The following is a 23456-nucleotide window of genomic DNA, read 5'->3' as shown; positions in this document are numbered from 1 at the left end:
TCCCGCTGCCCCAGGCGTATGCTCTGCCCATGAAGTGGCTTCGCGACCAGAGCCTCGTGCCCATCGTCCATAAGGTCGAGGCGGGCGAGCGGCTGACCTTTGAAGAGGGAATGCAGCTGTTCCACACCCACGACCTCAACGCCCTGATGCGGCTGGCGAACATGCGTAAGGAAGCGCTGCACGGCGACAAGGTGTACTTCGTGCATTCGATGCGCCTGGAATTCACCAACCTCTGCTATGTGGGCTGCACCTTCTGCGCCTTCGCCGCCCATAAGGGGGAAGAGCGCGCCTGGGACTACAGTCCCGAGGAGGTGGCCGCGCAGGTCCGCAAACGCTACCTGCCGGGCATCACCGAACTGCACATGAGCAGCGGGCACCACCCCAACCACAAGTGGGAGTACTACCCCGAGATGGTGCGCGGGCTGCGCGAGGCCTTCCCCGACCTTCAGGTCAAGGCGTTCACGGCGGCCGAAATCGAGCACCTGAGCCGCATCTCCAAGAAGCCCACGCTGGAGGTGCTGCGCGAGCTTCAGGACGCAGGACTCTCGGCCATGCCGGGCGGCGGCGCCGAGATCTTCGCCGACCGCGTGCGCAAGCAGGTCGCCAGGAACAAGGTGAAGGCCGAGAAGTGGCTCCAGATTCACAGCGAGGCCCACAGCCTCGGAATGCGGACCAACGCCACCATGCTCTACGGCCACATCGAGACGCTCGAGGAACGCCTCGACCACATGGACCGGCTGCGGCAACTTCAGGACGACAGCATGACCCGGTACGGCGGAGGCTTCCACGCCTTCATTCCACTGGCCTTCCAGCCGCTGGGCAACACGCTGGCGCAGAACCTCGGCAAGACCGACTTCACGACCGGTCTCGATGACCTGCGGAACCTCGCGGTAGCCAGGATCTACCTCGACAATTTCCCGCACATCAAGGGCTACTGGGTCATGATCGGCTCGGAACTGACGCAGGTCAGCCTCGACTGGGGCGTGTCGGACATCGACGGCACGATTCAGGAGGAGCACATCGCCCACGCAGCCGGAGCCACCAGCCCGATGAAGCTCAGCGAGGCGGGCATGATCCGCATGATTCAGCACGCCGGGCGCACGCCGGTGCTGCGCGACGCCTATTACAACGAGCTCGAAACCTTCGCGCGCTCCGGCGCCGAGGCCGCCGACTGAGCAGCCCTGATCTCGACGCCCTGCTGGCCGCCGACGACAGCTGGAACGCCGCCTACCACCGCCGCGACCCGGCGCTGATGGCGCGCGTCTTGGCCGACGACTGGGTGGGCTTCGCGCCCGACGGACACATGGTCGCCAAGGCCGATGTGCTGGCCTCCATGCTCCACAACCCGCCGGTGGCCCTGGCCTTCGAGCGTCATGCCTCGCGCGTGTTCGGCGAGGCGGGGGTCACGCGCGGCACCCTGTACGTGAACGGCGAGCGCTTCCAGAGCTTCACGCGCCTGTATGCCCGGCGCGGCGGCGCGTGGCAGGGCGTGGCCGTGCAGGTGGTGGCTGTACCGGAGACGGCGTGAGCCTCCGGGCGGCGGACTAGCCCTGGCGAATTCCCGTCTCCTGCGCGTTTCCGGAGGCGACCTGCCGCTCCTGTGCCCAGACTTTCAGAGAGAAGACCCATGACTGATACGACAAGTGCCGCCCCAGTCCAGCCGGCCCCCTACCGCGCCGGGTGGATCCATTACACCAACGTCGCGCCGATTCTCGACCCGCTGACGTTGCCGCCGGGCGTCACAGCTATCACGGGAGTGCCCACCCAGATGAACGCCGCGCTGCTCTCGGGTGAGGTGGACATCGCCAACATCAGCGCGGTCGAGTTCATCCGGCACGCCGACGCCTTGCAGGCGCTGCCCGACTTCAGCGTGGCGGTGCTGGGGCCGGTGTATTCGGTCAACCTGTTCCACACCCGGCCGCTGGAGGACCTGCGCCAGGTGGCCCTGACCGCCCAGTCGGCCATGAGTGTGGCGCTGCTGGAGGTATTGCTGCGCGAGCGCGGCCTCTCGCCCGTGCTGGAGCGCGCCGAGGGACCGGCCCAGGAGCTGCTCGCGTCTGGATACGACGGCGTGCTGAGGATCGGCAACAATGCCCTCCAGGAGTGGTACGGCGTGGTCGGGCCGCTGACCCCCGAGACCACCATGACCACGCTGCCGCATACCGGCACCGGCAGCAGCGGGCAGACCATCACCGTCACCGATCTGGCCGAAGAGTGGTTTGGTCTCACCGGGCACCCCTTCACGTTCGCTGTGTGGGCCTACCGTAAGGACAACCCGCCGCCCGCCGCCCTGGTACAGGCGATGCGGGAGGCGAGGCGCGAGGGCCTGGGCCACCTCGCCCGTGTGTCGGCGCACCACGCCGAACTGCTGGGGTTGCCCGAGCGGGTGGTGCAGCACTACCTCTGGAATTTCCGCTACCACCTGGAGGCTCCCGACCGCCTGGGCCTGCACGAGTTCGCCGACAAGGCGGTCCCCGGTCACGCGCCGCTGACCTTCGGGCCGAGACCGGGCGAAGGCTAGGCCCCAAAAGCCCGGCGGCCACGCGCCCCTATACTGGCCTGTATGTCCGATGTTTCCCCCACTCCGCGCCGCGAGGGCCTGCACGAGCAGACCGTCAGCCGCCTGAACAATCTGGACGCGCAGGTCGCCGCCGGATTCGAGGCCCACCCCTACAGCTACCCCCGTACCCACCACGCCCGCGACGTGCTGGCGGCCCACCCGGCCCCCGCGCCCACGGAAGGTGAAGGCGGCGAGCCGGGCAAGCTGGAGGCCGGGCAGGAGTGGCCGGAAGAGGTCTACGCCCTGGCGGGCCGCGTCACCCTGATGCGCCACATGGGCAAGGCGGCCTTCGCGGACCTGAGCGACGAGTTCGGGCATCTCCAGCTGCATTTTTCCAAGCAGGACACCGAGAACTTCGACGCGACCAAGAAGATTGACCTCGGGGACATCGTGGGCGTGCGGGGCTTCCCCTTCGTGACGCGCACCGGGCAGCTCACCCTGCGCGTAACCTCGTGGCAACCCCTGGTCAAGAGCCTGCACCCCCTGCCCAGCAAGTTCCACGGCCTACAGGACGAAGAACTGCGTGCCCGCCGCCGTTACCTCGACCTGATGATCAACCCCGAGAGCCGCGAGGTGTACCGCACGCGCTCGCGCATGATCGGCTTCATCCGCAGTTTCCTGGACCGGCAGGACTTCATGGAGGTCGAGGGGCCGACCCTCCAGACCGTGCCCGGCGGCACCGAGGCCAAGCCCTTCCAGACCTTCCACAACGCGCTCTCGCACGAGTTTTCGCTGCGCATCAGCCTGGAGCTATACCTCAAGCGGCTGCTGGTGGGCGGCTTTGAGAAGGTCTACGAGATCGGGCGCAACTACCGCAACGAGGGTATCGACCGCACCCACAACCCCGAATTCACCATGCTGGAGGCGTATTTCGCCTACGGCGACTACGAGGACATGATGCGGCTGGTCGAGCGGTTGCTGCACGACCTCGTGGTCGAACTCAAGGGTGAGCCGAAGTTGACCTACCAGGGCAAGGAGATCAGCTTCGAGCTGCCCTTCAAGCGGCTGGATTTCGTCACGGCCCTCAAGGAACAGGCAGGGATGGACTTCGACCCGCTCGACCTGTCCAAGCTGCGCGCCTGGAGCGACGAGCGTCACCCCGAGCACCGCAAGACGCCCGACTACAAGCTGCTCGACAAGCTCGGCGGCGAGTACGTCGAGCCGCTGTTGGACAACCCCACGTTCCTGACCGACATGCCGCTGGTCATCAGCCCGCTCGTCAAGGCGCACCGCAGCCGCGAGGGGCTGGCCGAGCGCGCCGACCTGTACGTGGCGGGTTTCGAGCTGGCCCCCATCTACTCCGAGCTGAACGACGCCCTGGACCAGCGCGCCCGCTTTGAGGCCCAGACCTCGCGCCGCGACGCGGGCGATGACGAGGCGCACCAGCAGGACGAAGATTTCCTGCTGGCCCTGGAATACGGCATGCCCCCGACCGCCGGCATGGGCATGGGTATGGACCGCCTTGCCATGCTGCTCACCGACTGCGACTCGATCCGCGACGTGCTGCTGTTTCCGCTGCTGCGTCCCGAGACGGCGGGCGGCGAGGCAGCAGAGAGTGGGACGGGCGCAGAAGCGCAAGAGTAAGCGCTTGACCAAGCGGGGGCCGGGGCGAGGTCTCGGCCCCCGCTTGTGCTGCGGCCTACACTTGCCGGCATGTGGATGAACCTCCTCCTGCTGTTCATTCCAGTCAGTCTGCTGCTGGAATACGTCGTTCATGCCCCGCCGCTGTGGGTCTTTTTCACGGCGACGGTCGCCATCATTCCGCTGGCCGACTGGCTGCGCCGCGCCACCGAGCAGGTCGCCGAGCGCGCCGGGCAGACCATCGGCGGGCTGCTGAACGTGACTTTCGGCAACCTCGCCGAACTCATCATCGCCATCTTTGTGCTGCTGTCGGGCAACGTGGCTGTGGTCAAGGCGCAGATCACCGGCAGCATCATCGGCAACGCGCTGCTGGGGCTGGGGCTGGCGATCCTCATCGGCAGTTTCGGGCGCAGCCGCCAGAAGTTCAGCGGGGCCAACGCCGGGCAGCTCAACTCCATGCTGTTCCTGGCGGTCATCGCGCTGCTCATCCCGGCCTTCTTTGATTACACCGAGCGGCTGCCGGGCTTCCTGGCGGGCACCGAGGCGATCCGCAACAACCTCGACGAGTACCTCAGCCTCGGCGTGGCGGTCGTGCTGATCGCCGTCTACGCGCTGAATCTGGTCTATACCCTCGTGACCCACAAGGACGTGTTCGCGGCCAGCGACGAGCAGGAAGGGGCTGATGGCGTGGGGCACGGTGGGGGCGGCGCGCTGTGGCCCGTCTGGAAGGCGGCGGCCGTCCTCGTGGGCGCGACGGCCCTCATCGCCCTGGAATCCGAGATGCTCTCGGGTGCGCTGGAGGCGACGAGCAGCACGCTGGGCCTCAGCCCCTTCTTCCTGGGGATCATCGTGCTGGCGGTCGTGGGCAACTTCGCCGAGTACATCGCGGGCAGCTACTTCGCGCGCCAGGGCAAGATCGGGCTGGCGATCAACATCGCGGTCGGGGCGACCATCCAGGTGGCGCTGTTCACGGCCCCGCTGCTCGTCATCATCTCGTACTTCATCGGGCGGCCCATGAATCTGGTGTTCGGCAGCCCGCTGGAACTCGTCGCCATCGTGGCAGTGGCGCTGATCGTCACCACCGTCACCAAGGACGGCGAGGCCACGTGGTTCGAGGGGGTGCTGCTCATCGCCGTGTACCTGCTGCTGGCGCTGTCGTTCTTCTTCGTCACGCCCAGGGGAGAGGAGAGTGCGCCCGCTGCCACGCTGCGACCGGGGCCGGTGGTGGCTCTGGCGCCGCAGGCCTGAAGCTCAGGGGAACACCGCCGGAGCTTGTGCCCCGGCGGTGTCTTGTCTCTACCTGTTTGTCCAGTCCGGGTGGTCTACGCCATCGGCAGCTCGACCATGCCGCCGGGGCCTTCCGGCTCGCGGCCCTCCATGCGGGCGGTCACGGCCAGTCCGGTCGGGGTCTGGGCCAGCCCGCCCTCGGCGGTTTCGCGCAGGGCGGCGGGCATCATGCGGCCCACCGAGGCCATCGCGCCCAGCACCTCGTCGGGCGGAATGAAGCTCTCCAGCTGCGCCAGGGCCAGCTGCGCCGCGCTCACGGCGTGCACGGCATAGAAGGCGTTGCGGCTCACGCAGGGCACCTCGACGTACCCGCCCACCGGGTCGCACACCAGCCCGATGGTATTCATCAGAGCCATGCTTGCTGCCTGCACGGCGGCGCGCGGAGTGCCGCCCAGCAGTTCGACCACGGCGGCGGCGGCCATCGCGGCGCTCGACCCGATCTCGGCCTGACAGCCCCCCGCCGCGCCCGAGATGAACATGCGCTTGCTGATCGCCTTGCCCACGCCTGCCGCCAGAATCATGGGGGCCACCAGCCGTTCGTCCCCGATCCCCAGGTGGTCGGCCACCCCGATGAGCGCGCCGGGAATGGTGCCCGCGCTGCCCGCGGTCGGCGCAGCGACGATGCGGCCCATGCGGGCGTTTTCCTCGTTCACGGCCATCGCGTAGGCCTGCACCCGCCGGATCAGCGGGGCGTTCAGTACGTCGGGCGCTTCCCACAGTCCCTGGGCGTTCCAGCCGACCATCCCCGTGATGCTCGGGGCGCGGCTCGCCAGCCCCCGCTCGATGCTCGCGCGCATCTCGCCGATGCGGCGCAGCATCTCGGCGCGGATGTCCTCCGGGTCCAGCCCCGTCTCGGCACAGTCGCGCTCCAGGACCCAGGCCGAGGCGGGGGCGGGCGCGTTCATCAGGGCGTCTAGCGTGAGGTCGGACGGGGTCAAAGCGGGGCTCCTCCTGGGGGATGGGGACGGACTGAGGGGAGGGCCGCCGACCTTCCGGGGTGAGCCCGGCAGTAAAACGGAATGGCCTCCGTATGAATACCCAGTCTAGGCGGCCCACGTGAGGTGCCTAGACGAGTGCCGCCCCGGTGTCCGGGAAGTGGGGACGCGCTAGCCGTCCATCAGCTTGGGCAGCAGTCTCACCCAGTTGGTGTCCTTCCAGGCCGTGAAGAAGGCCAGTGCTTCGGGCGAGAGCGGCGCGTCGAGTTCGATGGCGAGCAGGGCCTGACCGCCCCGGTTCTCGCGGGTGCAGGTCAGGGCTGCGATGTTCACGCCGTCGGCCGCGACGGTGCTAGCGACGCGGGCGATCATGCCGACCGCGTCCTGGTAGCGCAGCAGGACGGTGGGGCTGGCCGCGCTGAAGTTCACGCCCAGGCCCTGCACCTGCGTGACCAGGATCACGCCGCCGCCCGTACTGCTGCCCTGCACCATGACCTGCCCCGTCTCGCCGCGCAACTCGATGCGCGCGGTGTTGGGGTGCACGTCGCCCAGGTCCACCTCACGGAACTCGGCGCTCAGACCCGCCCGCTCGGCCTCCGCGAAGGCCTGGGGCAGCCGGGGATCGTCGGGCGAGTAGCCCAGCAGCCCCGCCACGAGCGCGAGGTGGGTGCCGTGTCCACGCCCGGTCTTGGCGAACGAGGCGTGCAGGCCGATGGTGGCCGTCTTGGCGGGTTCGCCCAGCAGATGATGCGCGACCAGCCCCAGTCGGCAGGCGCCCGCCGTGTGGCTGCTGCTCGGGCCGATCATCACAGGGCCGATCATGTCGAGAAGGGACATGGACGCAGTATAAAACCGCCCCGGCACGGTCGGCCGGGGCGGTCGCCGCGGGAGGTCAGTCCTGCTCGCCGCTGACTTCCGCGAGGTTCTCCTGCACTTCCTGCAACTTCTCCCCGCGCACGGCGGGATTGGGGTCCAGGCCGCTGGCATCCTCGTTGCCGTCGGCCCCCTGCATGGCGCTCTCGATGATTTCGTGGGTGTCCACGTCGCTGTTCTCCGCTTTGGTCATGACCCAGCCTCGCGCCCGGCCGCGGCTGCGGGATGGGAGGACGGCGAGGCGACCTTTAGGGTCGGTGCGGGCATGGGCGCCGGCGGGGCAGCGGCGGCCCGCAGCGCCCGTCCACTGGCCCCCGGTTCGGCCAGGGCGGCGCGGGCCAGCGGCAGGCGCACCGCACCCGGCGCTCCGGCGAAGAGACGCAACATCGTGCGGGCCAGTTCGCCCGCGCCCGTCTGCGGGTCCAGAAAGGCCTGCCACTGCTGCTGGGGCAGCGCGAAGAACGCCCGGAAGAATTCGGGCAGGGCGGCGGGCGGCAGCGTGAGCAGGGCGCGGACGCCCAGCAACTGCACCTCGCGGGCGGCGCGGCGCTCTGGGGGCCACAGGGCGGCCCACCCCGCCGAGGCCGCGTCCTCGCCGCGGGCCAGCGCTCCGGCGACGGCCGCCGCCACGCCCGGCGCGTCCCGCAGCGCGCCCGACACCTGAAACCCGCTGACCGGATGCACTCCGCCCGCCGCCGCCCCGAAGGCGAGCACCTCGCCCGCAGGCGGCGCGGCGGCGTTCATGGGAAAACGGACCCATTCCTCGCTCTCGATCTCGCCGGGCGGAGTGCCCTGGGCCGCCAGACGGGCGTGCAGCCGCGCGGCCAGAACGTCGCGGGTCAGGCCGGGGCGGGCGATCAGGCTCGTTTCCTCGACGAAATAGCGGTCGCCGCCCAGGTGCATGGCATACAGGAAGGTGGCCTCGCCCCGCACGGGTGCGGGCGCGCGGTAATCCATCCAGACCATGCTGCCGGGCGCAGCGGGTGGCTGCCGGAAGCGCGCCACGACGCCGTAGGCTGTCTGGAAGGCCGCGCCGCCCGGAAAGTGGGTGGGGCGCAGCAGCCCACCGTGCCCGCTGGCGTCCACGACCACCCGCGCGTGCCACGTCTCGCTGGCCCCGCCCGTCACGGCCCACAGGTTGCCGTGCCGCGCCGCGCCCGTCGCCTGCCCCCGGGTCCAGGTCAGCCCCGGCCCAGCGCGCTCCAGCAGGGCCGCGAGCAGGGCCGCGTTGTCCAGCAGGGCGTAGGGCCGCAGCAGGGGCGTGGGGGAGGAGGTGGGGCCGAGCCCGGTATAGACCCGCACGTCGGCCCAGACCTGGGCGGCGCAGGCCTGGGCCCAGCCTGGAAGGTCGCTGCGCCACGCCCCGTAGGTCGCCGGGAAGGCCCGGGGGGGATGCGGGGCCACCACGCGCACGCTCAGGCCCTGCCGGGCCAGTTCGGCGGCCAGGGCCAGCCCGGCGGGGCCGCCGCCGACCACCATGGCGTCTGTCGCGGGGGCGTGGGCACTCATGGGCCGCAAGGTAGCGTGCTCCCGGCCCGCACAACCGCACGCCGGGCCACAGCCCCGGGTGATAGCACTGGGCCGGGCAGCCGGGGCGGGGCTAGGGGGCCCAAGTGTCGCGCAGGGTGCCTTTGGGGCTGGGGCGCGGCTCTACCCTGCGCACATGGCTTTCTCGTCCGTCCCGCGCCGCCGCCTTCCCAGGCTGGGCCGCCCCCTCGCCCTGGGGCTGGGCGCGCTTGCCCTGGGTCTCTCGCTGGCCTCGTGCTCCGGCGCGCGGCTCGAAAGTGTGGCCCTGGGCCTCGTCAATTCGACGAACAGCCCGCGTGGGCTCAAGGTCGTGCGTGACCAGCGCTACGGCCCCGACGCCCGCAACCTGCTTGACGTGTATGCGCCCCCGCAGGTCCGCAACGCCCCGACCGTGCTGTTTGTCCACGGCGGGTCGTGGCAGGGGGGCGACAAGGCGGACTACCAGTTCGTCGGCGAGAGTCTGGCCCGCGCCGGGTACGTCACCGGTGTCATGAGCTACCGCCTCGCGCCACAGAACCGCTACCCTACCTATGTGCAGGACGCGGCGGCGGCTCTGAAGTGGATGCGTGACAATGCTCCCACCTACGGCGGGCGCCCCGACGACCTGTTTGTGGTGGGCCACTCGGCCGGGGGGTTCAACGCGGTCGAAGCGGTGGACAACGTCCGCTGGCTGGCCGGGGCGGGCGTGCCCATCTCGGCGGTGCGCGGCGTGATCGGTATCGCTGGGCCGTACTCCTACGACTTCCGGCAGTTTCCGAGCCGCGTGGCTTTCCCGGAAGGCGCCACGCCCGACGAGGTCATGCCCGACCGCCACGTACGCCCCGACGCGCCGCCGCACCTGCTGCTGGTGGCCGCCAACGACACGACCGTGTATCCGGAAAACGCCATCAACATGGAAGCGGCACTCAAAAAGGCGGGCATTCCAGTCACGCTCACGGTGCTGCCCAAACTCAACCACGTCACCATCATTGGCGCGGCGGCGCGCAACCTGACCTTTCTGGGCGCGACCCGCCAGCAGATGATCAGCTTCATCGAAGCGCACCGGCTGCGGTAGCCTCCTGACCCCGCGCCCGGCCAGTGACGGGGTGCGGGCTAGGCCGGAACCGCCACGTCCGCCGTCGGCACGAGCTGACGCCAGCTCTGGACGCCGCCCACCTGCACCGTTACGAAGCGCTCCAGCGCCCGCCATAGCGCGGGGCGCTGGCTGCCCGGCACGGGGCTGTCCATGCTGACGCGTACGCTCCGCCGCACGGCCTGCCGCAAGAAATCCAGGGCTTCGGGCGGGTAGGGGGGCAGGGCCGCGCAGCCGCCGCACAGCAGTTGCCCGCCCAGGGGGTCGGGATGTGCGGGGTTGGGGGCGCCGCAGCGGGCGCAGCGCAAGGTCTGCGGCACAATGCCTGCCAGCCCCAGCAGCTTGTAGCTCATGACGAGCGCGACCCACTCGGGGTCCGGCTGGAAGGCCACGCCGCGCAGCGCCCCAGCGAACAGGTCGAAGGCCTGCTCGCTGAATTCGCCCTCCTGGAACAGGGCGTCGGCGAACTCGGCCATGAGGTGCGCGAAGGCGTAGCGCTCCGGCTCGGCCAGGCGGGGCAGCGCGCCTTCCAGCACCGCCTGCTTGACCGTGGCGAGGTCCGACTGCGGCGTCTGGTAGAGTTGCACGCCCACATGGTGAAAGAGGTTCAGGCGGCTGGAGAGCGGCCCGCGCACCCCGCCGCGCGCGATCGCCTTGAGCTTGCCCTGGGGGGTGAGCAGCGTAACGATGATGTCCCCGGCCGGCAGCACCCGGCGGCGGATGACCACGCCGCTGCGGTTGGCGGTGCGCGACCTCACGGCTGGGCCGGGCGGCGGGCGAAAGACGGGGAGTTCACGCCGTCCATTCTAGGCGGCGCGGGTCATGCGCCGCGTGCCAGAGGGCACGTTCGGGTACCGGCGGCGCGCGTACACTGCCGCGCATGAGCGACGTCCCCAAGGCCCACAGCGCCCGCGACCTGCTGCGGGAACTGTTTCCCGACACCCACCGCGAGATCTTCGGGGGAACCGACGCCGGGGGCGGCGCGCCCACGCTGGGGCTCTACCCCGTGGCCGACGGCCGCCTGGCCCTGGTACACGGCGACCAGCTCGCCGAGTTCACGCCGCTGGACCCCAAGGGCAAGAACGCTCTGCACTGCGACCTGTGCCACTACACCCGCAGCCGCTCCGAGGCCAGCCTCTACCGCGTGGTCGTCGCCGCCCGGCGTACCCGCTACGTGACCCTGTGTACCCCCACCGGACCCTGCCAGGGCCGGGCGGGCACGCGGGGCCTTGAGCGCCTCGCCGACCATATCTTTCCCATCGAACCGGTGTACGCCGAGTAACCCGGCTCCCGTCCCGACGTACCCTGGGGCATGGACGGTCTGTTGTCGGAGCTCCGGCTGTTGCCGGGGGTGCTCGCCGCGTACGTGCTCAGCGGCGTGATCGGGTGGGAACGTGAGCGCCACCGCCACAGCGCCGGGTTGCGGACCCACATCCTAGTGGGGGTCAGTGCGGCGCTGTTCGTCCTGCTCGGCGAGGCGATCGTGGAGCGTTTCAGCGCCGGCGTGCCGCAGGTGCGCTTCGACCTCATCGGGATCCTGAGCGCAGTGGTCAGCGGCGTGAGCTTCCTGGGGGCTGGTGCGATCTTCTCGTCGGGGCGCGGTGGGCAGGCCCGGGGACTGACCACCGCCGCGAGCCTGCTCGCCACGGCGGCTGTGGGTGTGGCCTGCGGCCTGCACCTGTACCTGCTGGCGAGCTGCGCCACGCTGCTGTTCGTCTTTACCCTGTGGCCGCTGGGCCGCCTCGCGCCGCACCTGACTGGCCGCACCAGCCCCGACGAGGACTAACCCTCGTCTCCGGGCATACCCCATAGAGTTCTTACGGACGATTGTATACAATATCCACATGGCCCTTTTCGAACGTCCAACACTCGTGCGGGACGAGGTGTACGATCACCTACGCCGCGCGGTGCTGGACGGAGAAATCGCGCCCGGCGAACGGCTGGGCGAGGCCGAACTGTGCGAACGCCTGGGGGTGTCGCGTACCCCCATCCGTGAGGCGCTGATGCGTCTGACACAGGACGGACTACTGGTGGCCGAGGCCAACAAGGGCGTGCGGGTGCGCCGCGTGAGCGCCGCCGAGGCCCAGGGCGCCTACGTGGTGCGCGAGGAACTCGACGGACTGGGCGCTGCCCTGGCCGCCGCCGCGCATACCCCGGCCGACGCCCTGGCGCTGCGGGGCGCGCTCGCGGCGCTGGAAGCGGCCATTCCCGGCGACTACCGCGAGCAGACCCGGCTCGATCTGGCCTTTCACCGCGCCATCACGCAGGCCTCGCACAACGCGGCCCTGGCCGACCTCGCGCGCGACCTCGAACAGCGCGTGGCCCTCATCAAGCACCAGACCCGCACCTACAACGCCCATCCCGGTACGGGCGCTCAGCACGCCGCCCTGCTGGCCGCCGTGCTGGAGCGCGACGCGGCGGCAGCCCGTGAGCTGGCGCGCGCGCATGTCCGGACCTTCGCCGCCCTCGTCCTACACGACCTTGGAGAACACCATGATTGACCAGCTCTACCGCAAGGCCATCCTGACCGTCGCCGAACGTGACAGCGTGGAAAAACTGCTGCGTGCCCGCGCGTGGCCCGTCGCCCAGCGCTTCGTGGCCGGCGAGGACATTCCCAGCGCCGTGCAGGCCATGAAGGACCTTCAGGCCGACGGGATTTCGTCGAACATGGACCTGCTCGGCGAGTTCATCGAGTCGGCCGCCGACTGCACCCGCTTTGCGGACAACGTGCTGGGCGTGATCGAGGCGATGCAGGGCGCGGGCATCACGCCCTACGTGAGCATCAAGCTCAGCAGCGTGGGCCAGGGCAAGGACGACGGCGGCGAGGACCTGGGGCTGGGGAACGCCCGCCGGATCATCACGAAGGCCAAGGAGTACGGCGGCTTCGTGTGCCTGGACATGGAAGACCACTCGCGCGTGGACCAGACGCTGGCGCAGCTGCGCACCCTGACCGGCGAGTTCGGCGGCGCGCACGTGGGCACGGTGCTCCAGAGCTACCTGTACCGCAGCCTTAAGGACCGCGAGGGTCTGGACGACCTCAAGCCCAACCTGCGCTTCGTGAAGGGCGCGTACCTGGAACCCGAGACGGTCGCATACCCCGACAAGGCCGACGTGGACGCCAACTACCGCCGCCTCGTGTACCAGCACCTCAAGAGTGGGGCGTACACCAACGTCGCCACCCACGACGAACGCCTGATCGAGGACGTGAAGCGCTTCGTGCTGGCCCACGGCATCGGCAAGGATAGCTTCGAGTTCCAGCTCCTGTACGGCATCCGGCGCGACCTGCAAAAGCAGCTCGTGAAGGATGGCTACCGGGTGCGCGTCTACCTGCCCTACGGCCGCGACTGGTACCCGTACTTCTCGCGCCGCATCGCCGAGCGCCCCAGCAACGCGCTGTTCGTCCTTCAGGGCATGCTCAAGGGCTAATGCCCTCGCGACACCACTTTCCATCCAGATTTCCGAGGTTGCCATGATCAAAGTTCAGGACTACCGCCCGCAGAGCTTCATCGACTTCACCCAGCCCGAGAACGTCAAGGCGTATCAGGACACGCTGGCCAAAGTGCGCGCCGAACTGGTCGGCAGGCACTATCCGGTCGTCATCGACGGCGTGGTCGTGGAGACCGCAGGCAAGATCGAGAGCCGCAACCCCTGCAACACCGACGAACTCGTGGGCACGACCGGCAAGGCCACCACCCAGGACGCCCAGAAGGCCCTGGACGGTGCCTGGACCGCCTTCGAGAGCTGGAAAAAGTGGGAGATGGACGCCCGCGCCCGCATCCTGCTCAAGGCGGCCGCGATCCTGGGGCGCCGCCGTCTGGAAGCCTGCGCCCTGATGAGCATCGAGGTCGGCAAGAACTACGCCGAGGCCGACGTGGAAGTGGCCGAGGCCATCGACTTCCTGGAGTACTACGCTAGAAGTGCCATGAAGTACGCGGGCTTCGGCAGCAGTGAGACCACCTGGTTCGAGGGCGAGGAAAACGGCCTGATGAGCCTGCCGCTGGGCGTCGGCGTGAGCATCAGCCCGTGGAACTTTCCCTGCGCGATCTACCTGGGGATGCTCGCCGCGCCCATCGTCGCGGGCAACTGCGTGATCGCCAAGCCGGCCGAGGACGCGGGCCTCATCGCCGGATTCGTCACCGACATCATGTATGAGGCCGGGCTGCCCGCCGGGGTGCTGCAGTTCCTGCCGGGCGTGGGCAAGGAGGTCGGCGAGTTCCTGACCACGCACGCCAAGACGCGCTTCATCACCTTTACAGGCAGCCGCGCGGTGGGCCTGCACATCAACGAGGTGGCCGCCAAGGTGCAGCCCGGCCAGAAGTGGATCAAGAAGGTCATTCTGGAACTGGGCGGCAAGGACGGATTGATCGTCGACGAAACGGCCGATCTGGACGTCGCCGTCACGGCCGCCGTGCAGGGCGCCTTCGGCTTCAACGGCCAGAAGTGCAGCGCCATGAGCCGCCTGATCGTGGTGGATGAGGTCTACGACGCGGTCGTGAACGGCTTCGTCGAACGGACCCGCGCCCTGAAGATGGGCACCGGCGAGGAGAACGCCAACGTGACCGCCGTGGTCAACCAGATGAGCTTCGACAAGGTGAAGTCGTACCTCGACCTCGCGCCGCAGGAAGGCACCGTGCTGTTGGGCGGTCAGGCCCCCGGCGAGTGCGGCGGCCAGCCCGGCTACTATGTCCAGCCGACCATCGTGGGCGACGTGAAGCGGGACGCCCGTCTGGCGCAGGAGGAGATCTTCGGGCCGGTCGTGACCGTGCTGCGCGCCAGGGACTGGCAGGACGCCCTGGACATCGCCAACTCGACCGAATACGGCCTGACCGGCGGCGTGTGCAGCCGCCGCCGCGAACGGCTGGAGCAGGCCCGGCAGGAGTTCGAGGTCGGGAACCTGTACTTCAACCGCAAGATTACCGGGGCCATCGTGGGCGTGCAGCCTTTCGGCGGCTACAACATGAGCGGCACCGACTCCAAGGCGGGCGGCCCGGATTACCTCGCCAACTTCATGCAGCTCAAAACCGTGACCGAGCGCTGGTAAAGCGCGGCGGCGGGCAGGGTGGCGGGCGGCGTCCTTTGGGACCGCCCGCCCTTTCGTTGGAACTCTCCGGCGCAATGGGACAACACTTGTTCTTCTGAACCGAGTCCAGAATTGTCTAGAGAAGTGACCGGCGGGTCGTGAGTCCGACTCTAGAGTCGGCGCAAGTTCCAGATCGACGTTGAACATTCCTACCATCCGGCCGCAGACGAGGCCGGACGCCCCGCTCCTTTTGGCCTGTTCCCCGGAGGTTTTCATGCTGCGTTCCCATTCCAGACTGCTGCTCGCCGCGACCCTGATCCTCTCCCTGGCTGCCTGCGGACAGCAGAGCGTGACGGCGCCCGCCGGCGCAGCCCAGCCCTCGGGCGATCAGGCGGTGGCCGCCGACGCCTACCTCGTGGGCTTCAAGGAAGGCAGCCTGAGCGCCCAGGGGGTGAATGCGCAGGACCTGAGCGCCCAGGCGGCCGTGCAGGCGCAGGCCATCTCTGTTGCCGGGGGCACCCTGACGAGCCAGTGGGCCGACATCGGCGCGGCGGCCGTGCGCCTGTCGCCGGAGGCCCTGGCCAGGCTGCGCGCCGACCCGTCGGTCGAGTATGTCGAGCCGGACCTCAAGCGCACGGCGATGGGGCTGCGCAGCGGCGTCAGCGACGCGCAGCCTGCCCGCAGCGGCCTGAGTGCCCAGGGCATCAGCGCCCAGGCCACGCCGGTCTACACGGCCAGCGGCGAGACGACCTGGGGCGACGCGGCGCTCAAGGTGCCCACCCTGCGCGCCAGCGGTTACACGGGGGCGGGCGTGGCAGTGTGCGTGGGCGACACCGGCATCGACGGCAACCACCCGGAGTTCGCGCGCAAGCTCAAGGGCTTCCGCAACTTCGTCACGAGCGAGACCGGGCGGGGCGACCCTTACCAGCTCAACGACGTGTCGCACCACGGCACGCATGTCTCGGGGACCATCTTCGCTCAGTACGGTTCGGGCACCGGCGCCAGCGGCCTCCAGGCGGGCGAGGACGCCAACGGCGTGGGTGGCGCGGCGCCCGGCGTGAACCTGTACATGGCGCGCGTGTTGGGCAACGACGGCTCGGGCAGCAGCAGCGGCATCATCAACGGCGTGAACTGGTGCGCCGCGCAGCTCAAGAGTCAGGGCGGCACCGAGAGCAAGGTGGTCATCAGTCTGTCGCTGGGCGGCGGCAGCGTCAGCCAGACCGAGCAGCGTGCCTACACGGCCGCCTACAACAAGGGCGCGTTGATCATCGCCGCGACCGGCAACGACGGCGCCGCCGTGTCGTACCCCGCCGCCTACACCAACGTGGTGGGCGTGGGCGCCATCGACGACGCCGAGGCCAGGGCCGACTTCTCGAACTTCGGCTCGCAGGTGGACCTCGTCGGGCCGGGCGTGCATGTCCTGAGCAGCGTGCCGCTGGGCCAGGGCACCCGCGCCTCGGCCTCGGGTGCCGGCGTGACCTTCGGAGATGTGCAGGCCGCCGACCTGAGCGGCAAGTCCAGCTTCACGGGCAATGTGGTTAAGGCGGGCGACGGCACCGGCACGGCGGGCGCCAACCAGTTTTGCGGAACGAGCACCCGTAACTCGGCGCTCTCGGGCAACATCGCTCTGGTGGCGCGCGGCACCTGCTCCTTCGAGGAAAAGGTCGCCAACGCGGTCGCCAGCGGGGCCAGGGCCGTCATGGTCTACAACAACGCCGCCGGCAGCCTGGGCATGACCCTGACCAACAGCTACGCCGTGCCGGTGGTTGGCCTGACCCAGAGTGACGGCCAGGGCCTGCTCGCCAAGCTGCCGGCCACGGGCACCGCCGCTGTGACGACCGCCGACTACGAGTACTTCGACGGCACCAGCATGGCGACCCCGCATGTCAGTGCCGCCGCCGCTGTGGTATGGGCCGCCAAGCCGGGTCTGACCAATGCACAGCTCCTGAACCTGCTGACGAGCACGGCCAGGGACCTGGGCGCGGCAGGCAAGGACAACAACTTCGGCTACGGGCTGGTCAACCCGCTCAAGGCGCTCACGGGGCAGTAAGGCTTCCTCTCGACTGGCCCCCGGCTTCTGTGCTGGGGGCCTTCGTTATGCTGGACCCATGACGCTGGTGCAGGCTGTGGAAGACTTGTATGCCGCCTTCGCCAGTGTGCCCCGGCCTACGCATATCCGCCACCAGCCCTACGAACTCCAGCCAGGCGAGGTACGGCAACTGCTGAGCGTTCCACTCCGTGAACTGTCGCCGGGGCTGATGCGGTCGTACCTGTTCGATGCTATAGACCACGTCGGCACCTGGGAGGATTTCCGGTATTTCCTGCCGCGCCTGCTGGAACTGCTGCCGCCCTGGGAGACCGAGCCGGAGCCGGTCGCGTGGCGGCTGAAGTACGCCCACGAGCAGGGCTTTCCCCTCTCGGAAGCCCAGCGGGCCGCCCTGCACGCCTTTGCCCTGGCCTACTGGGGGGACATGGTGCCAGGATTCATATTGTGGGCACGGATGTACTTGGATTGGACTACCCTGGAGCCGTTCGGGGTCACGCGTTCCGAGTTGCTGGCCCTCTGGCGGGCGCATCCCCAAGGGGCATTGGCTTTGGCCGGAGTGCTGCTAACGGCCCCCTGCCCCCCCGAGTGGTCCCGCGCCGAGCTGATGGGCTGGCTGGAAGAGGCCTGTCTTGCTGCGACGGATGCTGACGAGGCCCAGTCCCTCAGCGACGCCCTGCTGATTCTGGAGCACCTGCCTCAGTCGCCGGGCGGTTGAGGATCAGCCCTCTCAATTCCCCGACTCCCGCAGCAATCCGTCTACGATGAGGGCCCCGCCCAGCACGGCCGGCAGCCCCCCGCCCGGATGCACCCCCGTCCCCACCTGCCAGAGCCCCGGCCGCAAGCGGTAGGGCTGTGGGTGCAGCGGCCCGCCGCGCCAGGGGGCCAGGGCCGCGCCGTAGATCGCGCCGCCCGGATGCCCCCCCGCCGCGTAGTGCGAGGGCGGCAGGACCCGCACCTCCAGAGCCGAGGCGAGCAGGCCGGGCACGCCCAGGGTACGCTCGACCCGCGCGATTTGGGTCCGTACCCAGGGGTGATCCGGGCCGTAGGCCTGTCCGGTGGCCGGCGCGGTCAACAGCACGGCGATCCGGTGCCCCTCGGCGTGAACCAGGGCCAGCGTGTCGGGCGGCAGCGCTCCCGCGCGCATGGCGGCCCGGAAGGTGGAAAAACGGCTCGGCGGCAGCACCGAGGTCGCCGGCAACGGGGCGGGGCGGGGAAGAGCCGCGTACAGCGCCACGCCCGCCACCGTGCGCCGCGCCGGGGGAGAGGGGGCGGGCCGGCCCCGCAACGCCGCGAGCCGCGCCGGGTCCAGGGCGCTGACGAGAAGGTCGTGCCGCGCCGTCTCTCCGCCGGCCAGCCGGAGGGTCTGTCCGCTCAAGGCGACGACCTCCGCCTGCCCGCGTACCCCCACGCCGCGCGCGCGCGCAAAGTCGAGCAGGTTGCCGAGGAGCGCTCCCATCCCTCCGGCCGGCCGCAGCACCTCCGCGCCCACCAGCGCCGGAATCAGGGCGTACAGTGCCGGGGCGTCCTGGGGCGGCAGTCCGGCGTTCAGCGCGTGGGTGCGCAGGGCGTGCGCCAGCGCAGGCGGAAAGTGCTGGGCGCGCAGCCAGCCCTCGGCCGTCAGGTGGCCGCCTGTCACACCGAATAGTGCCGCGCTCGCTCGCCGGAAGGCCGGGTCGCGCAGGCGCGGCGGCGTGGTGAGCAGACGCGTCAGGTGGGGCCGCAGCGGCGCAGCGGCGGCGACGTAGCGCGTCCACTCGCCGTGAAGCGGATGATCCGGGGGGACCGGCAACGGCACCGCACCGTGGGGCGTGTGGTGTACGCCCAGGCCCCCGGGGAGCGGGCGCAGGTTGAGCGGATCGGGTTCGCCCAGCCGCGCCAGAACCGCGCTCCACACCTCCGGGAAGGTGAACAGGCTCGGGCCGGTGTCGAAGCTCAGGCCGCCGACCTCCAGGCGCCGCAGCTTGCCGCCGGGCAGGTCGCGTTCGTAGACCGTGACCTGCCAGCCCCGCGCGGCCAGCAGCGCCGCCAGGGTCAGCCCGGCCACGCCGCCCCCCAGAATGCCGGCGCTGCGTGGCGTCATCCTGGAGCTTCCCGGGTCGTGCCCAGGGTCGTCCGCGGCCCGCCGGCAGGTCGCCTCACAGCCCGCGCCACTCGCCGCGCGCGAGGAGGTACACCAGTCCCACGCCCGCCACCGTGCCCACGATCCAGGGGGTGACGATGCTCAGGGGGTAGAGCCGCGCGGCCTGCTCGGGGCTGGGTCGGCGCGCCAGTGCCAGTGCCATGCCGCCGCAGACGCCCCACAGCGCCAGGGCACTGAGGCGCGAGACGGGCCACAGCAGCGCGCCCGCCAGCGCGAACCAGCCCAGGGCGTACAGGGCCGTACCGCGCGTGCCCAGGGCAGTCGCCACCGTGCGCGTGCCGGCCAGCCGGTCGGCGGGACTGTCCTGCGCGGCGTCGAAGGCGTGCTTGCCCACCGAGTAGCTCATAAGGGCGAGGAGAGGCGCCCAGGGCACGCGCTCGCCCAGCGCCAGGGCGGGCAGGGCGAGAGGCAGAGCGTAGGCCACGTTGCTCAGGCCGTCCAGAAAGGGCCGTCCCTTGAGGCGCAGCGGCGGCAGGCTGTACGCCGCGAACAGCCCGGCCGAGAGCAGCAGCACCCCCGTCGCCGCCGGGGGCAGCAGGATGGCCAGCAGTCCCAGCGCCGGCAGGTTCCAGGCCAGGGTGGCGCGCAGCAGCGGCCCACCCTCGCCAGGGGTCAGGCGCGCGCCCTGCCAGCTCCCCTTGCGGCTCGACCGGGCGTCCTCCTCGCGGTCGGAGAGGTCGTTTAGGCCGTAGATCAGCAGGTTGAAGGGCAGGGTGAGGTACAGCAGCAGCGCGACCAGTCCCGCGTCCAGGCTGTAGAGCCGCCCCGTGAGCCACACCCCCGTGACCAGTGTGCCCACCGTGTTCACCCACAGGGCCGGCCGCGACACGACCAGAAGTCGGGTCAGCGGCAGGCGGGCAGAGGTCGGGCGGCGGGTGGACATGGGGTGGGGGGGCGGTGGCCGCCCGGCATTGTAGGCCGTGGGGGGTCGGGCCGCTGTCCCTGCGGAGCCTGGCCTTGCCCGTCTTCTAGCCTCCTCTGTTCAGCCACCCGGCCAGCCAGGGCAGCTTGCGCTCGACGCCTTCGCGCAGGCCGCCCCAGTAGCGGCGCGACCAGCCTTCCAGGGTGCGCTGCTTGCCGCGCGCGACGGCCATCGCACCCTCGGGCACGTCGGCGTGCACGGCGCTGCCGGCCGCGATGAAGGCCGCGTCGCCCACCACCCGCGGGGCGATCAGGGTCGAGTTGCTGCCGATGAACACGCCCGCCCCGACTCGCGTGCGGTGCTTGTTCACGCCGTCGAAATTGGCGATGATGGTCCCCGCGCCCACGTTCGTCTCGTCGCCGATCTCCACGTCTCCCAGGTAGGCGAGGTGCCCGGCCTTAACGCCCTGGGCCAGCACGGCGTTTTTCGTCTCCACGAAGTTGCCGATGTGTACGCCCTCACCCAGCACCGTGCCGGGACGCAGCCGCGCGAAGGGCCCCACGTCGCTCCCGCGCCCGACCTGCGCGCCCTCCAGCACGCTGTGGGCCTTGACCGTCACGCCCACCTCCAGCACGGAGTCGGTCAGGACGCTGTAGGCCCCGACCGTCACGCCCGGTGCCACACGGGTCTGGCCGCGCAGGATCACGCCGGGTTCCAGGGTCACGTCCTGCCCGAGTTCCACCGTGTCTTCGATGACCACCGTGTCGGGCCGCTGCACGGTCACGCCCGCGCGCATGTGGCGCTCGACGATGCGCCGGCCCATCGCCGTTTCCAGAGCGGCGAGGCCGACGCGGTCGTTGGCGCCCTCGACCTCGCCCGCGTCGGCCAGCTTGAAGGCGCGCACCGGAGCCCCCGCCGCACGGTACAGCCCCAGCAGGTCGGTAAGGTAATACTCGCCCGAGGCGTTGTCGTTGCCGATCTGGCGCGCCAGCCGAGGCGCCTGGGCATCGAACACGTACACCCCGCTGTTGAACTCCCCGATCCGCCGCTGCGCCTCGTTTGCGTCCTTCTGCTCGACGATGCCCTCCACGTCGCCGCCCGCGCCGCGCACGATGCGGCCGTATCCCGTGGCGTCGGGCAGTTCGCCGGTCAGGACCGTTATGGCGCTGCCGCGCGCGTGGTGGTCGGCCAGCAGGTCACGCAGGGTCTCGACGCGCAGCATGGGGGTGTCGCCGTATAGCACCAGAATCTCGGCGCTCTCCTGCTCGGTGCCCTCCAGCGCCGCTGCCCCACTCAGGAAGGCGTCGCCGGTGCCGCGCTGTTTTTCCTGCCGCGCGAAGGCCACGCCGGGCGCCTGGAGGGCGGCCTCGACGGCCTCGGCCCCGTGGCCGGTCACGACGACCACGCGCCGCGCGCCGAGGTCCTGGGCCGCCTTCACTGCCCAGGCGACCATCGGGCGACCGGCGACAGGGTGCAGCACTTTGGGCAGGCCCGACTTCATGCGGGTGCCCTGTCCAGCGGCGAGAATCAGTACGTCCAGTGGACGGTCGGTCTGTGTCATCAAATTCACCTTTGGCCCCAGTCTAAGCCAGCCGCCCCCGGGACAGTTCTCCTGGCACATGAGAACGCGGCCCGCTCCGGTGGGGAGGCGGGCCGCGGTGCGGGGCGAGGTTCAGGGTGTGGTGGGCGGGTCCACGGTGACGGCCACCTGCGGCGCGGCCGGGCGGGGCGCGCGGCGCAGGCGCCACAGCATGTACAGGCACAGCAACACGAGCGGCACGCTGATGATCTGGGTGTCGGTCCACAGCCCGATACCGGGGGCGTTCAGGCCCTGGCTCAGGTAGCTCTTGACGGTCAGCGGGTTGAGGCGGAAGGTCTCCTCCCAGCCGGCGCGCAGAATGCTGTACCACAGCCAGAACTGCCAGAAGGCCCAGCCTGGGATGCGCGAGCGCAGCCAGAAGTACGACGCGACGCTCAGGATGATTCCGATGATGACGCCGTACATCTGCGTGAAGTGCACGGGCGCCGTCATCACGAGCTGCCCGCCGACCTGCTGGCAGTACTGCGAGAGGTCCATGTCGATGTTCGGGTTGGGGACGCACATGCCGTCGTGAAAGGCGCGGGCGCTGGCAGGCCAGTGGTAGCCGATGGGCCAGTTCGTCACGCGACCGACCGTGTCGGTGCCGTTCATGATGTTGCCGATGCGCCCGCCGATGATCCCGAAGGCGACGCCCGGCACGCACAGGTCGGCGTACTGGAAGAAGTTGAACTTGTACTTGCGCGCGAAGTAGACGATGGTCAGGATGCCGCCGATCAGCCCGCCGTGAATTGAGATGCCCCCAGCACGCAGGTTCACGATGTCCAGCAGCACGCGCGGAAAGGGCACGTTCTCGAAGAGCTGCCAAGAGGTCGCCACGAATACGATGCGCGCCCCCACGATGCCCCAGAACAGCATCCACAGGATCATGCGCTCGAACAGGTCGACGTTCAGGCCGCGCTGCCGGGCCAGCCGGGTCCCGACCGCGATGCCCGCCACCACCCCCAGCATGATGAGCAGGCCATACCAGGCGATCGTAAAGCCGCCGATGTTCAGGAAGACTGGGTTCATAAGTCGCCGCCCAGTGTAGGCCAGTGCGGAGCTTCGAGTAACGCTGTCGGCGCGCTGCCCTGCTCAAATCACCGCGCACGCCGCGCTGGGCGGCAAAAAAAGCCCCCCGCGGTGGGGGGCAGGGGGCGCGCGGACGTCAGGGTTCCAGAATCGCCTGTTCGGCGGCCGGAACGACCCGGAAGACCCGCGAGAGGATCACGCTCAGTTCGTACAGCACGTACAGGGGCACGGCCACGAGCAGCATGTTGCCGGGATCGGGCGTCGGCGTGATGACGGCCGCCGCGACCATGATCGCCACGAGGGCGATGCGCCAGCCTTTACGCAGCATCGTATGGTTCACGATCCCGATGCGGGTCAGCACGACCGCCAGGATCGGGAGCTCGAAGGCCACCCCGAAGGCGATCAGGAAGGTCGTGACGGTCCCGATGTACTCCTGAAGGTCCTGCATCTGCGTGACGGTGCCGGCCAGGAACTCGATCAGGAAGGGGATCATGGTGGGCAGCACGAGCTTGTACCCGAACAGCACGCCGCCCGCGAACGAAAAGCCCACACCCAGGATGAAGGGCAGGCCCCAGCGCCGCTCGTGCGGATACAGGCCCGGCGCGATGAAGCCCCACACCTGCCACACGATGAAGGGCAGCGCCAGCGCGAGGCCCGCCCAGAACGCGAGGCTGAAGCTGATCAGGAGCTGCCCGGCGAGGCGCAGCGTGACGAGTTCGACCTTGCCTTCGCGGTACAGCTCGGAATACGTGAGCGGGACCTTGATCAGTTCAATGAGCTGCACGCGGTACTGAAAGGCCACCACCATGCCGATGGCCAGAAAGACCAGACTGATGATCAGCCGCTTTCTCAGCTCGTCAAGGTGATCGAACAGCGGCGCACTTTTGAGGTCGCCGGCCGTGCGGGTGGGGCCTGGGGTCGAGGGCATGGCCATGTCGACTCCC

Annotated in this window: 23 protein-coding genes; 13 read left to right on the top strand and 10 right to left on the bottom strand. The window is 69.8% G+C overall.

Annotated elements, in window-relative coordinates; translation table 11 throughout:
• Positions 1-29: 29 nt before the first annotated feature.
• The 5 genes from mqnE (at position 30) to cax (ending at position 5389) form a co-directional block, all read left to right on the top strand.
• The gene (mqnE, locus tag ASF71_RS06380) at positions 30-1175 is read left to right on the top strand and encodes an aminofutalosine synthase MqnE (RefSeq protein ID WP_056296809.1); all 1146 of its coding nucleotides are present in this window, start codon (positions 30-32) and stop codon (positions 1173-1175) included.
• Positions 1172-1528 (top strand): nuclear transport factor 2 family protein, encoded by a 357-nt coding sequence (locus ASF71_RS06375; protein ID WP_369814965.1) that lies wholly within the window; start codon positions 1172-1174, stop codon positions 1526-1528. Before mqnE ends, ASF71_RS06375 begins: the two co-directional genes overlap by 4 nt.
• Positions 1529-1627: 99 nt before the next feature.
• Positions 1628-2521 carry a menaquinone biosynthetic enzyme MqnA/MqnD family protein gene (locus ASF71_RS06370; protein ID WP_056296801.1) on the top strand — a complete coding sequence of 298 codons (894 nt, stop codon included), beginning with the start codon at positions 1628-1630 and terminating at the stop codon, positions 2519-2521.
• Between the two features lie 42 nt (positions 2522-2563).
• A complete protein-coding gene (gene lysS / locus ASF71_RS06365; RefSeq protein WP_056296797.1) occupies positions 2564-4144 on the top strand; it encodes a lysine--tRNA ligase in 1581 nt (526 codons plus the stop codon).
• Positions 4145-4213: 69 nt separating this feature from the next.
• Positions 4214-5389 carry a calcium/proton exchanger gene (gene cax / locus ASF71_RS06360; RefSeq protein WP_056296795.1) on the top strand — a complete coding sequence of 392 codons (1176 nt, stop codon included), beginning with the start codon at positions 4214-4216 and terminating at the stop codon, positions 5387-5389.
• Positions 5390-5463: 74 nt separating this feature from the next.
• On the opposite strand, the gene sdaAA is transcribed toward cax, so the two are convergent.
• From sdaAA to ASF71_RS06345, 4 genes are all read right to left on the bottom strand, one after another.
• Positions 5464-6333 carry an L-serine ammonia-lyase, iron-sulfur-dependent, subunit alpha gene (gene sdaAA, locus ASF71_RS06355; protein WP_056296845.1) on the bottom strand — a complete coding sequence of 290 codons (870 nt, stop codon included), beginning with the start codon at positions 6331-6333 and terminating at the stop codon, positions 5464-5466.
• A gap of 201 nt (positions 6334-6534) precedes the next feature.
• On the bottom strand, positions 6535-7200 hold the full coding sequence (gene sdaAB / locus ASF71_RS06350; RefSeq protein ID WP_056296791.1) for an L-serine ammonia-lyase, iron-sulfur-dependent subunit beta: 666 nt from the start codon (positions 7198-7200) through the stop codon (positions 6535-6537).
• A 55-nt stretch (positions 7201-7255) separates the two neighbouring features.
• Positions 7256-7429: a hypothetical protein gene (locus ASF71_RS23540; protein ID WP_156372651.1), complete on the bottom strand. Its 174-nt coding sequence runs from the start codon at positions 7427-7429 to the stop codon at positions 7256-7258.
• A complete protein-coding gene (locus ASF71_RS06345; RefSeq protein ID WP_082505635.1) occupies positions 7426-8745 on the bottom strand; it encodes a lycopene cyclase family protein in 1320 nt (439 codons plus the stop codon). The genes ASF71_RS23540 and ASF71_RS06345 overlap by 4 nt, the downstream gene beginning before the upstream one ends.
• 154 nt (positions 8746-8899) lie before the next feature.
• On the opposite strand from ASF71_RS06345, the gene ASF71_RS06340 reads away from it, so the two are divergent.
• Positions 8900-9817 (top strand): alpha/beta hydrolase, encoded by a 918-nt coding sequence (locus tag ASF71_RS06340; protein WP_056296786.1) that lies wholly within the window; start codon positions 8900-8902, stop codon positions 9815-9817.
• 38 nt (positions 9818-9855) lie between these two features.
• Here the strand turns inward: ASF71_RS06340 and recO are convergent, their stop codons facing one another.
• Positions 9856-10593, bottom strand: coding sequence for a DNA repair protein RecO (recO, locus tag ASF71_RS06335; RefSeq protein WP_056296784.1), 738 nt, complete (start codon positions 10591-10593; stop codon positions 9856-9858).
• Positions 10594-10715: 122 nt separating this feature from the next.
• Between recO and ASF71_RS06330 the strand changes: the two genes are divergently transcribed.
• From ASF71_RS06330 to ASF71_RS06300, 7 genes are all read left to right on the top strand, one after another.
• Positions 10716-11117: a hypothetical protein gene (locus ASF71_RS06330; RefSeq protein WP_056296781.1), complete on the top strand. Its 402-nt coding sequence runs from the start codon at positions 10716-10718 to the stop codon at positions 11115-11117.
• A gap of 30 nt (positions 11118-11147) precedes the next feature.
• On the top strand, positions 11148-11621 hold the full coding sequence (locus ASF71_RS06325) for an MgtC/SapB family protein (protein WP_056296778.1): 474 nt from the start codon (positions 11148-11150) through the stop codon (positions 11619-11621).
• Positions 11622-11679: 58 nt separating this feature from the next.
• Positions 11680-12336, top strand: coding sequence for a GntR family transcriptional regulator (locus ASF71_RS06320; protein WP_056296775.1), 657 nt, complete (start codon positions 11680-11682; stop codon positions 12334-12336).
• Complete coding sequence (locus ASF71_RS06315; RefSeq protein WP_056296772.1) at positions 12329-13261, top strand: proline dehydrogenase family protein; 933 nt, start codon at positions 12329-12331, stop codon at positions 13259-13261. The genes ASF71_RS06320 and ASF71_RS06315 overlap by 8 nt, the downstream gene beginning before the upstream one ends.
• Before the next feature lie 43 nt (positions 13262-13304).
• Positions 13305-14876, top strand: a complete 1572-nt coding sequence (gene pruA / locus ASF71_RS06310) for an L-glutamate gamma-semialdehyde dehydrogenase (protein WP_056296770.1) — start codon at positions 13305-13307, stop codon at positions 14874-14876.
• Positions 14877-15129: 253 nt separating this feature from the next.
• Complete coding sequence (locus ASF71_RS06305; RefSeq protein WP_056296768.1) at positions 15130-16905, top strand: S8 family serine peptidase; 1776 nt, start codon at positions 15130-15132, stop codon at positions 16903-16905.
• 58 nt (positions 16906-16963) lie between these two features.
• Complete coding sequence (locus ASF71_RS06300) at positions 16964-17617, top strand: hypothetical protein (protein WP_056296765.1); 654 nt, start codon at positions 16964-16966, stop codon at positions 17615-17617.
• A gap of 12 nt (positions 17618-17629) precedes the next feature.
• Here the strand turns inward: ASF71_RS06300 and ASF71_RS06295 are convergent, their stop codons facing one another.
• The 5 genes from ASF71_RS06295 to tatC form a co-directional block, all read right to left on the bottom strand.
• Positions 17630-18982 (bottom strand): NAD(P)/FAD-dependent oxidoreductase, encoded by a 1353-nt coding sequence (locus ASF71_RS06295; protein ID WP_056296762.1) that lies wholly within the window; start codon positions 18980-18982, stop codon positions 17630-17632.
• 55 nt (positions 18983-19037) lie between these two features.
• Complete coding sequence (locus ASF71_RS06290) at positions 19038-19925, bottom strand: UbiA family prenyltransferase (RefSeq protein ID WP_056296759.1); 888 nt, start codon at positions 19923-19925, stop codon at positions 19038-19040.
• 85 nt (positions 19926-20010) lie between these two features.
• A complete protein-coding gene (glmU, locus tag ASF71_RS06285) occupies positions 20011-21465 on the bottom strand; it encodes a bifunctional UDP-N-acetylglucosamine diphosphorylase/glucosamine-1-phosphate N-acetyltransferase GlmU (RefSeq protein ID WP_056296756.1) in 1455 nt (484 codons plus the stop codon).
• A 111-nt stretch (positions 21466-21576) separates the two neighbouring features.
• A complete protein-coding gene (locus tag ASF71_RS06280) occupies positions 21577-22512 on the bottom strand; it encodes a prolipoprotein diacylglyceryl transferase (RefSeq protein ID WP_056296753.1) in 936 nt (311 codons plus the stop codon).
• A 136-nt stretch (positions 22513-22648) separates the two neighbouring features.
• Complete coding sequence (gene tatC / locus ASF71_RS06275) at positions 22649-23446, bottom strand: twin-arginine translocase subunit TatC (protein WP_056296749.1); 798 nt, start codon at positions 23444-23446, stop codon at positions 22649-22651.
• Between the last annotated feature and the right edge of the window lie 10 nt (positions 23447-23456).

The organism is Deinococcus sp. Leaf326, assembly GCF_001424185.1.
In the GTDB taxonomy this organism is placed as follows: Bacteria; Deinococcota; Deinococci; order Deinococcales; family Deinococcaceae; genus Deinococcus.
This window is presented reverse-complemented; position numbering and strand designations above follow the sequence as displayed.